The 12,652-nt window shown below is 39.9% G+C and carries 13 protein-coding genes and 2 pseudogenes; 13 read left to right on the top strand and 2 right to left on the bottom strand.

All coding sequences use genetic code 11. From position 1 onward, the window contains the following. The first annotated feature begins 70 nt into the window (after nt 1-70). Together AC5EUN_RS13885 and AC5EUN_RS13880 are read left to right on the top strand one after the other, a co-directional pair. A complete protein-coding gene (locus AC5EUN_RS13885) occupies nt 71-1,114 on the top strand; it encodes a YqaJ viral recombinase family nuclease (RefSeq protein ID WP_151707325.1) in 1,044 nt (347 codons plus the stop codon). Nucleotides 1,115-1,219: 105 nt separating this feature from the next. Further along, on the top strand, nt 1,220-2,113 hold the full coding sequence (locus AC5EUN_RS13880) for a recombination directionality factor (RefSeq protein WP_151707334.1): 894 nt from the start codon (nt 1,220-1,222) through the stop codon (nt 2,111-2,113). A 40-nt stretch (nt 2,114-2,153) separates the two neighbouring features. On the opposite strand, the gene cadR is transcribed toward AC5EUN_RS13880, so the two are convergent. After that, nucleotides 2,154-2,546, bottom strand: a complete 393-nt coding sequence (gene cadR / locus AC5EUN_RS13875; RefSeq protein ID WP_004655749.1) for a Cd(II)/Pb(II)-responsive transcriptional regulator — start codon at nt 2,544-2,546, stop codon at nt 2,154-2,156. 86 nt (nt 2,547-2,632) lie between these two features. On the opposite strand from cadR, the gene AC5EUN_RS13870 reads away from it, so the two are divergent. From AC5EUN_RS13870 to AC5EUN_RS13825, 10 genes are all read left to right on the top strand, one after another. Then, nucleotides 2,633-3,928 (top strand): cation efflux transmembrane domain-containing protein, encoded by a 1,296-nt coding sequence (locus AC5EUN_RS13870; RefSeq protein WP_151707326.1) that lies wholly within the window; start codon nt 2,633-2,635, stop codon nt 3,926-3,928. Nucleotides 3,929-3,938: 10 nt separating this feature from the next. Beyond that, entirely contained in the window at nt 3,939-4,196 is a 258-nt protein-coding gene (locus AC5EUN_RS13865) for a FeoA family protein (RefSeq protein ID WP_004655745.1), read from the top strand. Next, nucleotides 4,186-6,015 carry a ferrous iron transporter B gene (gene feoB / locus AC5EUN_RS13860; RefSeq protein ID WP_151707327.1) on the top strand — a complete coding sequence of 610 codons (1,830 nt, stop codon included), beginning with the start codon at nt 4,186-4,188 and terminating at the stop codon, nt 6,013-6,015. Before AC5EUN_RS13865 ends, feoB begins: the two co-directional genes overlap by 11 nt. A gap of 209 nt (nt 6,016-6,224) precedes the next feature. After that, nucleotides 6,225-6,659 (top strand): arsenate reductase (glutaredoxin), encoded by a 435-nt coding sequence (arsC, locus tag AC5EUN_RS13855; protein WP_151707328.1) that lies wholly within the window; start codon nt 6,225-6,227, stop codon nt 6,657-6,659. Nucleotides 6,660-6,718: 59 nt separating this feature from the next. Further along, nucleotides 6,719-7,039 carry a metalloregulator ArsR/SmtB family transcription factor gene (locus AC5EUN_RS13850; RefSeq protein ID WP_151707329.1) on the top strand — a complete coding sequence of 107 codons (321 nt, stop codon included), beginning with the start codon at nt 6,719-6,721 and terminating at the stop codon, nt 7,037-7,039. Between the two features lie 6 nt (nt 7,040-7,045). Beyond that, nucleotides 7,046-7,519 (top strand): arsenate reductase ArsC, encoded by a 474-nt coding sequence (locus AC5EUN_RS13845; protein ID WP_493352388.1) that lies wholly within the window; start codon nt 7,046-7,048, stop codon nt 7,517-7,519. A 7-nt stretch (nt 7,520-7,526) separates the two neighbouring features. Next, nucleotides 7,527-8,570, top strand: a complete 1,044-nt coding sequence (gene arsB, locus AC5EUN_RS13840; protein ID WP_493352387.1) for an ACR3 family arsenite efflux transporter — start codon at nt 7,527-7,529, stop codon at nt 8,568-8,570. 5 nt (nt 8,571-8,575) lie between these two features. Beyond that, complete coding sequence (arsH, locus tag AC5EUN_RS13835; RefSeq protein WP_279735402.1) at nt 8,576-9,280, top strand: arsenical resistance protein ArsH; 705 nt, start codon at nt 8,576-8,578, stop codon at nt 9,278-9,280. Nucleotides 9,281-9,297: 17 nt separating this feature from the next. Beyond that, nucleotides 9,298-10,251 (top strand): thioredoxin-disulfide reductase, encoded by a 954-nt coding sequence (gene trxB / locus AC5EUN_RS13830; protein WP_219190880.1) that lies wholly within the window; start codon nt 9,298-9,300, stop codon nt 10,249-10,251. Nucleotides 10,252-10,352: 101 nt separating this feature from the next. After that, a complete protein-coding gene (locus AC5EUN_RS13825; RefSeq protein WP_151707333.1) occupies nt 10,353-11,420 on the top strand; it encodes an ArsO family NAD(P)H-dependent flavin-containing monooxygenase in 1,068 nt (355 codons plus the stop codon). Between the two features lie 99 nt (nt 11,421-11,519). Here the strand turns inward: AC5EUN_RS13825 and AC5EUN_RS13820 are convergent. Beyond that, nucleotides 11,520-11,942, bottom strand: a pseudogene (locus tag AC5EUN_RS13820) (transposase); the annotation flags it as partial. Between AC5EUN_RS13820 and AC5EUN_RS13815 the strand changes: the two are divergent. After that, a pseudogene (locus AC5EUN_RS13815) lies at nt 11,937-12,113 on the top strand (UvrD-helicase domain-containing protein); the annotation flags it as partial. The pseudogenes AC5EUN_RS13820 and AC5EUN_RS13815 sit on opposite strands and share 6 nt — an antisense overlap. Between the last annotated feature and the right edge of the window lie 539 nt (nt 12,114-12,652).

The raw sequence follows: 12,652 nt of genomic DNA, 5'->3' as shown, positions 1-12,652 counted from the left end.
ATACCTCTTTGCCACATCTCCAGATGTGGCTTTTTTTATGTCTAAAATTTAATAATCAGAGGACATCTATATGAACTCAGCTTTAATTCAACCTCATCCTACTCGAGCAAATATCCATGCGCACCGCCCTAAACTCAGCCATCCAAAACGCTTTTTAGAGACCAAAAACTTAAGTCAAGCCGAATGGCTAGAAGTGCGTCGCCAAGGCATTGGCAGTAGTGACTGTGCTGCCGCTTGTGGACTCAATCCTTATATGTCGATGCTCGAATTGTGGATGATCAAAACAGGTCGGATTCAACAATCCATTGAGGGTGAAAGTGAAGGTCATGCGCCTTTGTACTGGGGTAAACGGCTTGAACCCTTGGTGGCTGAGTACTACAGCATGCACACCAACTACAAAGTCCGTCGGGTCAATGCGGTGTTACAACATCCCGAAGCTGATAAACATTTCATGCTCGCCAATTTGGATTATTCCGTAACAGGTGATGCCGATGTACAAATATTGGAATGTAAAACCGCAGGCGAATATGGCGCCAAACTGTGGCGAGATGGTGTGCCTTTATACGTACTGTGTCAGGTACAACACCAATTGGCAGTGACAGGCAAGAAAGCCGCACATATCTGCGTATTGATTTGTGGACATGAAACTCGCATCTTTAAAGTCATTCGTTCTGAATCGGTGATTCAACACATCATCAATGCTGAACGATATTTCTGGGAGTGCGTAGAAAAGGATGTTCCACCCGAAGCCGATGCCAGTGAATCGGCAGCCAAAGCCTTACAGCTACTCTATCCCGAACATGTACCACTCAGCACCACAGATTTATCCGAAGACGAAAGTTCCAATCAACAGTTTGAACAACTGATTCAAGCACGCAACCAAATTGAAAAGCATCAGGAGCAATTCGATCTGCTTAAGCATCAACTGCAAGCCAAGATGCAACAGGCTGAACGAGCAACATTCTTAACAGGCTCAGTGACGTGGAAAAAGTCTAAAGACTCAATCAGCTTAGACAGCAAGGCTTTACTCAAGCAATACCCTGAATATTTGAATCAATTTCCACAAAGTAAACAAGGTTCACGGCGCTTCAATATCTATACCAATGATGATTGAAGCCGATTTAGCCTAAGCAAAATATCCAACCAACCTAGAAATCCCATGCCTCAGCGCATGGGATTTTTTATGTCTAATTTATTTTACTCAAAAGAGGAAATCATCATGATTAAAGGTTTAGCCATTACACCGCCTATACTCGGGCGCATCAGTATCGGTAAAGTGGTCGAAAAGAACGGTAAACGATTGCCCGAAAAGGATGACCAGTTCACGATTACCAGTCAAATCCAAGGCAAAGAGGGATGGGTGAAGCATCCCTTGGATGAGCAGCTTCGTGCCAAAGCACCCAATCAAAAACTCAGAACCATTCCAGTACGGATGATTTTTAATGATCCTGAACTGAATCTACGAGCTGAGTACACTCTTTTTGATCGACAAACAGGCCGACCAATTTGTACAGGAAATGGTGAAACTTGTCAGCGACTTGGACAAAACGGGGTTGAACAACACCAATGTCCATCACCTGATTTATGTCCTTTGGCCCAAGGTGGACAGTGCAAACCTTATGGACGACTTTACGTGAACTTAGATGAGTCGGATGAGTTGGGTACATTCATTTTTAGAACCACAGGTTTTAATAGCATCCGAACTTTGGCGGCACGGCTTCGTTACTACCATGCGGCTTCAGGTGATTTGCTTTCATGTTTGCCATTGCAACTCACTCTGAGGGGGAAAAGCACAACCCAAAGCTACCGTACACCGATCTACTACGTAGACTTAACTTTACGGGATGGTGTTAATTTGCAGGAAGCAATTACGTCAGCGAAACAGATTGATGAACAAAGTAAGGTAGCAGGATTTTATCAGGAGGCTTTGGATCATGTGGCACGACAGGGTTATGGTAATGCTACTTTTGAGGTGGGAGGTGAAGAGGGCTTAGATATTATTGAGGAGTTTTATAATTCAAATGAGAAAGAGGAGCCTCACCAATGCGGCACTTTATCGTGTGTAACGACAATGAGACAAGAGTTAGCTCGTAATGTTAAAGCACTAACTTAAAAGCTAAGGGAACTTTTAAGTTCCCTTAGCTATAAATAGCTCAAGCTAAATTCTTTAATACGCCACATTTATCAGCAGTACATAAACCGTCACAGGTTTTCCGAATTTCTAACAACTGCTCAATGAGTTTCTGTTGGTTTCTAATACTATCTTGTACATCTCTGATATGAGAATCAATAAGTTCGTTTACTTCAGAACAATTTTGGGCAGGAGTATCTTTATAAGTTAATAATTTCTTGATTTCACTAAGATTCATGTTCAATGTTCGACAATTGACAATAAATTTTAGTCTATCAATATAGTTTTCAGAATACAGTCGATAGTTACCCTGATTTCTTTCAGGTGGTGGGATTAAACCTTCTTTTTCATAGAACCTGATTGTTAATACTGAACAAGAGGTCTTCTCAGATAACTCACCTATTTTTAAGAACATGGTAATCAACAAAAACTAGCTTGACTCTATAGTAGCTATAGGGATTTTAATATGCAATAAGTAAAGATATGACTATAGGCACATCAATGAGTGGTTGCGGTTGTAATAAAGAAAGTTCTTGTGACGATACCAAGCAAAAACAAAATGAATCAGAAACAGATTCTTGTAAAGGTAAAGATTCAGCTACTGAAGTAAGTAAAAGCTCTTGTTGTGGTAATGAGTTACAGCAAGGAGCTAACTCTGATGAAAAAGATACTTGCGGTAGTAACCAGCCGTGTTCTACGCAGTCGAATTTATGTTGTGGTTCGGATTCGATAACTTCACCTGAAACGATTCGGGGGAGTGAAGATACAGCGACTTTCATCAGTGACTATAACATCCCGAAAATGGATTGCTCCGCAGAGGAACAAATGGTTCGGATGACTTTATCTTCATTAGTAGATGTTAAGAGGCTGGTATTTGATTTGCCAAACCGAAACCTAAAAGTTCTGCATAATGGTGAAAATAATGAAATCACTGCAAAACTTGAAGCTCTTGGATTTGGAGCAAAATTAAATAAAACTGAAGCTTATGAAAATAAAGAGCACGCACAAGAAGCCAGTACTTTTCTGATTCCAAAGATGGATTGTTCGGCAGAAGAGCAAATGGTCAGAATGGCTCTTTCTCCCTTGCATGACGTTAAAGGTTTATCATTTGATTTGGCACAAAGACAGTTAGTTGTTTTCCATACAAATGGGATTAATGAAATTACCACAAAACTTGAAGCCCTCGGTTTTGGTGCAAAGCTTGTGGAAACAGTAAAAGCCACTGGGGAATTGCCTGAAACACCAGATCCGACTAAGCAGGCGAAAGTCCTTAAATTATTACTAGCGATTAATGGTATTCTTTTTTTTATTGAATTCATAAGTGGAATTATTGCCGCATCGACGGGTCTCATTGCGGACTCTCTTGATATGTTTGCTGATGCGGCCGTTTACGGTATAGCACTTTACGCGGTAGGGAAAGCGGCAAAATACCAATTAAAAGCAGCTCATTTTGCAGGATGGATTCAACTTTTATTAGCTTTGATCGTTATTATTGATGTTGTCAGACGTTTCATGTTCGGTAGTGAGCCAGAGTCAGATTTGATGATCATTATTGGCTTCTTAGCACTTATTGCCAATGTGACGTGCTTGTATCTCATTTCTGGGCATAGAGATGGCGGAGCCCATATGAAAGCGAGTTGGATCTTTTCAGCTAATGACGTAATAGTAAATATGGGGGTTATTTTAGCAGGTGTACTTGTCGCATGGACTGGTTCAGCTTACCCAGATTTGATTATTGGTATTCTTGTTTCACTGTTTGTACTGAATGGCGCTCGAAAAATTTTGGCGTTGAAATAGGGTGCAGACAATGAATTTATTTCAAGTAAAGCAAGACCAGACTGTAAAAATCATTGATCTTAAAAAGGGTGAACAGTATCAAGATAAAAATGATCCTGTTCTGGAACGTTTAGAACTGCTGGGCTTTAGAGTAGGTGAATCCTTACAAGTGCTTGCGAAAGGGCTTTTTGGTGGTGATCCTGTGTTGGTTCAAATCGAAACATCACGTTTCGCCTTAAGAAAAAATGAAGCAGAACGAATTTTTGTAGAGATTACCAATGGAAACTAAAAATATTGCACTGGTTGGTAATCCTAATTGCGGTAAAACATCACTTTTTAACACCCTCACAGGGACTCGTCAAAAAGTTGCAAATTATGCTGGGGTAACGGTAGAACGGAAAGAGGGATTTTTTAAACTACCTTCTGGTGATACCGTTCGAGTATTGGATTTGCCTGGGACTTATAGTTTAAAACCGAGCAGTTTAGATGAGGAGGTAACTAGAGCAGTATGCTTTGGTGAATTAAGAGGCGAAGTCATACCTGATATTTTTGTATGTGTTGTCGATGCTACGAATCTTCATCTTCATTTAAGTCTTGTACTTGAAGTCAGGGCTTTAAACAGACCAATGTTACTTGTTCTTAACATGATGGATGAGGTTAGAAAGCGTGGGATTGCAATTGATACAACGAAGCTATCTCAGCTTTTAGGTATTCCTGTTGTTGAATCAGTAGCTGTAAAAACAAAAGGCATTCAGGGGCTATTGACTCAATTGGATCAAAAGAATTTGTTTGTTGCCCCTTATCATTCTGATCTGAGTCACTTTGACCAAATCAAATATATTACAAAACAAGTCATCTTGAAAAATGATAATGGTGATAAACGAACGGCTTTCTTGGACAAAATATTCTTACATCCAGTTTTTGGATTATTAATATTGACCTTTACCATGTTTGTAATGTTTCAGGCTGTCTTTATCTGGGCTCAGCCATTAATTTCCTTCGTTGAGGATTCGATTTCATGGTTTGGTGGAGCGATAGGACCTCTGATCACTCATCCACTTTTAAGAAGTTTGGTCGTTGATGGTGTGATTGCAGGTGCTGGTAGTGTACTCGCGTACATGCCTCAAATTCTGATCTTATTTTTCTTTATTTTAATTTTAGAAGAATCGGGATACTTACCTAGAGCTGCTTTTTTGTTAGATAAGCTGATGTCTAAAGCTGGTTTAAGTGGGCGTTCATTTATTCCGTTACTTTCGAGCTTTGCTTGTGCAATTCCCGGAGTCATGGCGACTAGAAGTATTAGCTCTGAAAGAGATCGTTTAGCAACGATTATGATTGCACCTTTAATGACGTGTTCTGCACGACTACCTGTATATGCTTTGCTGATCGCTGCATTCATTCCAAACAAGTTGGTTTATGGTTGGCTCAGTTTACAAGGTCTAGTTCTGTTCGGGCTTTACATGTCAGGAATCGTATCCGCTTTATTGGTTTCTTTATTCCTGAAATTAGTCAGAAAAGATAAAACTGAAAGTATTTTCATTTTTGAATTACCTACATACCGTATTCCAGATGTTCGAAATGTAGCTTTGGGGCTTTATGATAGAGCAACTATATTCTTAAAAAGAGTTGGTGGAATTATTGTCGCACTTTCTATTTTATTATGGTTCTTGGTAACGTTCCCTTTACCACCTGATAATCCAACAATGCCACCAATCAATTATAGTATTGCTGGACAGTTAGGACATCTAATCCATCCAATATTTGCTCCAATTGGATTTACTTGGGAAATTTGTATTGCTTTGATTCCTGCAATGGCAGCTCGTGAAGTGATTATTGCTGCATTAGGAGTGATTTATGCAATGTCTGGTGATGAAGATGCAGTTACCCAGACCTTATTATCTCAAATATCTGGACCAGATGGATGGGGGCTAGCGACAGGTATGTCATTGTTAGTTTGGTTTATCTTTGCCCCGCATTGTTTAGCAACACTAGCAACTATTCGAAGAGAAACAGGGAGTTGGAAACAACCAGTCGTAATGGCTGTTTATCTATTTTCGTTGGCTTACCTATTTTCTTTTATAACTTATCAAGTCATAAGTCGATTTTAATTTAAAAGGCGGCTGTTGACATAAATCAATAGTCGCCTTCTAAAGAGGCTTTTAATTTAGTTGTATTATTGCCATTCAATTGATAGTGAAAAGCTTTTTTAGATGGTATTTATTTTCGAAGACATTATTAAAAATTCAATATATGGTATTGCATATATATGGAAATTCGAATATAAAGATGCTATAAATTCTCAAAAGAGCTCAATTCGATGACAACTTCATCAAATGTGACGATTTATCACAACCCAGCTTGTGGAACATCTAGGAATACTTTGGCATTGATCCGTAATACAGGGATTGAGCCAACTGTGATTGAATATCTCATTACACCACCTAGTTATGACGAATTAGTTAAATTGATTCAGGACGCAAAATTAACAGTAAGAGAGGCCATTCGCCAGAATGTAGATCCTTATCGGGATTTAGACCTTGATCGTAGTGATTTGAGTGATGAGCAGTTACTTGGTTTTATGCTTGATCATCCAATATTGATTAATCGACCATTTGTTGTTACTGAATTAGGCACTCGCTTGAGCCGTCCCTCAGAAGTTGTTTTAGATATTCTACCACTACCTCAGAAGGGAGCCTTTACGAAAGAGGATGGTGAAAAAGTGATTGATGAAAATGGTCAACGAGTGAATTAAAAAATTTACTTTTTGCATATGATTATCCGTATATCCAAATGAGTGAATAGGAATTAAGAATGGACCAAGTAAATTTTTTTAAATGCTTATCAGATGAAACTCGACTCAATATCGTGACTTTAGTTACTGAGAATAAAGAATTATGTGTTTGTGATTTGACTGAAAAGTTGCAACTGAGTCAGCCAAAGATTTCTAGGCATTTAGCGTTATTGCGTTCCTCTGGTCTCTTACAGGACAGAAGACAAAGCCAATGGGTGTATTACAGCATTAATCCGCAGTTACCAACGTGGTGTCATGACGTTCTGAATCTTTTGGTAAGCAGTCAAACCATAGCGAATAAAGCTTCCCAAAATATCCAAATAAATAGTTATTGTGAGTAACAGAGTATGAAATTTCTTTTTTTGTGTACTGGAAATAGTTGCCGTAGCATCCTGTCAGAAGTTCTTTTTAACAGCCGCGCGCCTGAAGGGTGGATAGCTTACAGTGCAGGTAGTAAGCCATCAGGGCAAGTACATCCATTGACCATAGAAACTTTAGAAAATCTAGGTCTGTCAACTGAAGGGTTGTGGAGTAAAACCATTGATGATTGTGAACAATACCAACCTGATGTGGTAATTACGGTTTGTGATTCGGCCGCTCAGGAAGCATGTCCACTGTATTTAGGTGGAGCAATCAAGGCACATTGGGGGTTGGCTGATCCATCACACTTAGACTTACCGAAAGAAGAGAAGCTCAAAGCATTCCAAGTGACTGTAGACCATATTAATCGTCGTTTAGATGCATTGTTGGCACTCGATACAGCGCACATGTCTCGTCCTGAATTGATTGCTGCAATCAATCACATCTCAGATATTGAATGAGAACATCATGGCTCAACAAAGATTATCTTTTTTAGATCGTAACCTCACGCTATGGATTTTCATTGCGATGGGGTTGGGAATAGCGATAGGTGTGTTCTTTCCACAAGCCTCAGTGGCGTTGGATAAAATGAGTGTGGATTCCGTCAATATCCCGATTGCAATCGGTTTGATTTTGATGATGTATCCGCCATTGGCAAAAGTGGACTATGCGACGTTGCCGCAAGTATTTAAGGATAAGAAAACACTAACTTTATCCTTAGTACAAAACTGGCTGATCGCTCCCGTGCTCATGTTTGCATTGGCAATCATATTTTTACAGAGTTATCCGGAATACATGACAGGCGTAATCCTGATTGGTTTAGCACGATGTATTGCGATGGTTTTAGTCTGGAATGGTTTGGCCTGTGGTGATAATCAATATGTCGCAGCATTGGTCGCTTTTAACAGTATCTTTCAGATTTTGTTTTTTAGTACTTATGCTTGGTTATTCTTGACCTTCTTACCGCCTTATTTTGGCGTTGCAGGGCAAGTGATCAATGTGGATTTCTGGACGATTACCCATGCGGTACTGGTGTACTTAGGGATTCCATTTTTTCTTGGCTTTATGACCCGATTCATTTTAGTTCGTGCTAAAGGTTTGGATTGGTATCAAAATGTCTTCTTACCTAAGATTAGTCCACTGAGTCTACTGGCTTTATTGTTCACGATTGTGGCGATGTTTAGCCTGAAAGGGAACGATGTGGTGAGCTTACCGATGGATGTCTTGCGTATTGCGATTCCATTGACCATTTACTTTATTGTGATGTTCTTCATCAGCTTCTTCATGAGCAAATGGATGGGGAACGATTATCCTAAAACCACAGCAATTTCTTTTACTGCTGCGGGAAATAACTTTGAATTGGCACTTGCTGTAGCGATTGCAACTTTTGGTTTAGCTTCACCTGTGGCGTTTACTACTGTAATTGGTCCACTGGTTGAAGTGCCAGTGCTGATTGCTTTGGTCAGTGTGTCTTTGTGGCTTAGAAAAAAGTTTTTTAAAGCAGAGGTGTAATTTCTATGACTCTCCCAAATGTAGATATGAATCTTTTGGATCAACCGACTTTAGAAAAGGTACAAGCTAAAGAGTTGGATCATCCACCCCGTATTTTGCTGCTGTATGGTTCAAACCGTGAGCGTTCATACAGCCGTTTGGCCGTAATGGAAGCAGGACGTATCTTGGAGCAGTTTGGTGCCGAAGTAAAAATCTTTCATCCTAAAGGGCTGCCTTTACCTGAAGATGCGGACACTGAACATCCAAAGGTTAAAGAGTTGCATGATTTACTCGCTTGGGCAGAAGGCATGGTGTGGTGTTCGCCTGAGCGTCATGGCTCCATGAGTTCAATTTTCAAATCGCAAATTGACTGGATACCATTGGCAGGCGGTGCAATTCGTGCAACGCAAGGTAAGACTTTAGCTTTGATGCAGGTCAGTGGCGGTTCACAGTCTTTTAACAGCTTAAACCAGATGCGTATTTTAGGCCGTTGGATGCGGATGATCACCATTCCGAACCAATCGTCTATTCCTAAAGCTTTTTTAGAGTTTGAGGAAAATGGACGGATGAAACCTTCATCCTTCTATGATCGAATTGTCGATGTAATGGAAGAACTATATAAGTTCACCTTGCTCACTCGTGGGCAGAGTCAGTACCTCACGGACCGTTATTCAGAGCGAAAAGAGTCGGTAGAAGAATTATCTAAGCGTGTCAATCAACGTAGCTTATAAACTTTAGGTGATCAGAAATGCAAAAGAGACATTCTAAATTAGTGATCTTAGGTTCAGGGCCTGCGGGTTATAGTGCTGCTGTGTATGCAGCACGTGCAAACTTAAAACCTACATTGATAGCGGGTATACAACTTGGTGGTCAATTAACAACGACCACTGAGGTAGATAACTGGCCGGGCGACCCAGAAGGTTTAACTGGTCCTGCACTTATGGAAAGAATGCAAGCCCATGCTGAACGCTTTGGTACAGAAATTGTGTATGACCACATCAATGAAGTTGATTTAAGCGTCCGTCCATTTGTGCTAAAAGGCGACATGGAAGACTTTACTTGTGATGCACTGATTATTGCAACAGGTGCGACAGCACAATACTTGGGTCTTGAATCTGAAGCTAAATTCATGGGTCAAGGTGTCAGCGCATGTGCAACTTGTGATGGTTTCTTTTATAAGAATCAAAAAGTCATGGTCGTGGGTGGTGGTAACACAGCAGTTGAAGAAGCACTTTATCTTTCTAATATTGCTGAACATGTCACCTTAGTTCACCGTAGAGACAGTTTACGTTCAGAGAAAATTCTACAAGATCATCTTTTTGCCAAAGAAAAAGAAGGCAAAATTAGTATTCTTTGGAACAATCAAGTTGATGAAGTCTTAGGTGATAATACTGGTGTTACTTCAGTTCGCTTGAAGTCAACTTTGGACGAAAGCATACAAGATGTTGAAGTTCAGGGCTTATTTGTTGCTATTGGTCACAAACCGAATACAGGTATGTTTGACGGCCAACTCAACCTACGTGATGGCTACATTCAAGTACAAAGTGGTACTTCAGGCAATGCAACAGCAACTTCTGTGGCAGGGGTATTTGCTGCGGGTGACGTTGCTGACAGCATTTATCGTCAAGCAATTACTTCGGCAGGCTCAGGCTGTATGGCAGCTTTGGATGCCGAAAAGTATCTTGATCAATTAAGCAATTGAAAGGCTCATTTAAACGCTTGAAAATTGTATGAAATACGCCCAGTCTGTTGAGCAGACTGGGCGTTATTTTGATTATGACAATAAATAATAGGAGAGAAGCTTTGACTCAATTACAAGCTGAAGTCGATGTAGTCATTATTGGTGGCGGTCAGGCAGCCCTTGCCACAGCTTATTTCCTCAAACGTAAGAAAATTCCATTTATTATTTTAGATGACCAATCTCAGGCGGGCGGTGCATGGTCACATGCTTGGGAATCTCTTCGTCTTTTTTCTCCAAATACTTGGAGTTCGTTGTCAGGTTGGATGATGCCAACAACTGAACAAACCTACCCGACGCGAAATGAAGTGATTGACTACTTGTCTGCATACGAGCAACGCTATCAATTTCCGATTATTCGACCAGTTCATGTCGATCATATCGAACAAAAAGATGGCTATTTAGATGTGTATGCTGGCGATCAATATTGGCGAGCTAAAGCGGTGGTCAGTGCGACAGGAACATGGAGTCAACCTTATATTCCGCATTATGAAGGACATGAACGATTTGAAGGATTACAAACGCATTCAGCCCATTATGTAAATCCAGAGCCTTTTATTAATAAAAAAGTGATCGTGGTTGGTGGTGGTAATTCAGGGGCACAAATTCTTGCCGAAGTCTCAAAAGTTGCAGATACCACTTGGGTCACAGTAACACCACCTCAATTTTTATCGGATGATGTTGATGGGCGTGTTTTATTTCTTCGGGCAACTGAACGTTTAAAAGCTCAACAGGAAGGTCGTGTGATTGATCAACCCGTTGGTGGTCTGGGTGATATTGTCATGATTGACAGTGTCAAAGAGGCCCGCGAACGTGGCGTATTACATAGCCGAGAACCTTTTACTGCATTTGAAGAGAATTCGGTTATATGGGCTGATGGTTCAACACAAGCTGTAGATGCTGTGATTTGGTGTACAGGGTTTAAAGCTTCATTGAATCACTTAAGAAGTCTTGATGTAGTAGAACCTGATCAGACAGTTGCTGTGAATGATGGACGCTCAATAAAAGTAAATAACCTTTGGTTGGTTGGCTATGGGGAATGGACAGGCATGGCATCTGCAACATTAATTGGGGTTTCTAGAACAGCAAGAGCAACGGTAGATGAAATAGATGCTTATTTGGCTAATGTTTAAGAGCTATGCATTTTAAGGCAGTGTATAGATAGGTTTGCATTGCCCCTCAATACTTTATGGATATTGAGCCTGTAAATTATTTTGTGTAAGTTCCATTTTTTATAAATGATCTTTTAATCGATCATCGAACTGAATCGTAAACCAATTCATTGCTAAACGCCAATTTTGAATTGGCATCGTCCATTTCTTCGCAGCATTTGATGTTGCTAAGTAAATGACCTTCTTTACTGAGTCATCAGATGAAAAGATTTTCCTCTTCTTCGTTGAATGGCGTATTACGCTATTCAACGACTCAATCGCATTTGTTGTATAAATTGCATGACGTATTTCGGCTGGATAGCTAAAGATCGTTCGGATATTTTCCCAATTGGCCCGCCAGGATTCTCCAATTTTGGGATACTGGTGATTCCATTGATCACAGAAGATGTCTAGGGACTTTAAAGCATTTTCCTCTGTACTTGCCTGATAAATCGCTTTCAGACCCGAGGTAACAGCCTTGTAGTCTTTCCAGCTTAGACTACGGCAAACTTCGATGGTTTTCATAGAGCCCGTAATCTATTTTATGTATAAATTTCTCGTCCAATGACAAGACTAGCTGTGTTAGCTACTCAAACACTATCTGATACAGCTCTTGTAACTGTGAATAATCTATTTGGGAGTGAAAATATTGAAGATTTATGTTTTGATACATAAAAATAAAGTTTACTCCAAATTTACACCTTAACTTAATTTTTTTATTTTAAGTTGCTGTAAATTAATGGATTATTTTATTTTGTTGTCCAATCCATCATCGGTGCAACACTGATTCGTGGAGATTGAGGGGTTTCAATGGTTTTGTCAGTATTCATTAAAAAATCAGACTCTTCATCAGTGTTCATCAGTTTCTATCGGCAAATACATGGTTAACGCACTATGTTTTGAAGTAGAAGTGGTGCAAAGAAATATGTGGGAAATTACATGAAAATCAGATGTCGCAAAGCCAAAGCGTCAATCCATTTATTGAGCACGATACAGCACAATGTAATGAGCTGAAATGCATTCATTACTGATAGGAGGATCTTTGGGAATGGACGAAAAATGAAACTCGATGCTTCATTTTTATTCAGGTATTTCCGATAGCACGCAATACTATCACAAAAATGGAATACATTCATTGAGAGATATTATCTGCTTTTATCAAGCTTAGAACTTATAATTAATGGTAAGAGGAGCAGCCAATATTCATTAGATAC

Source organism: Acinetobacter sp. CAU_H_S170_2 (assembly GCF_058890445.1).
This window is presented reverse-complemented; position numbering and strand designations above follow the sequence as displayed.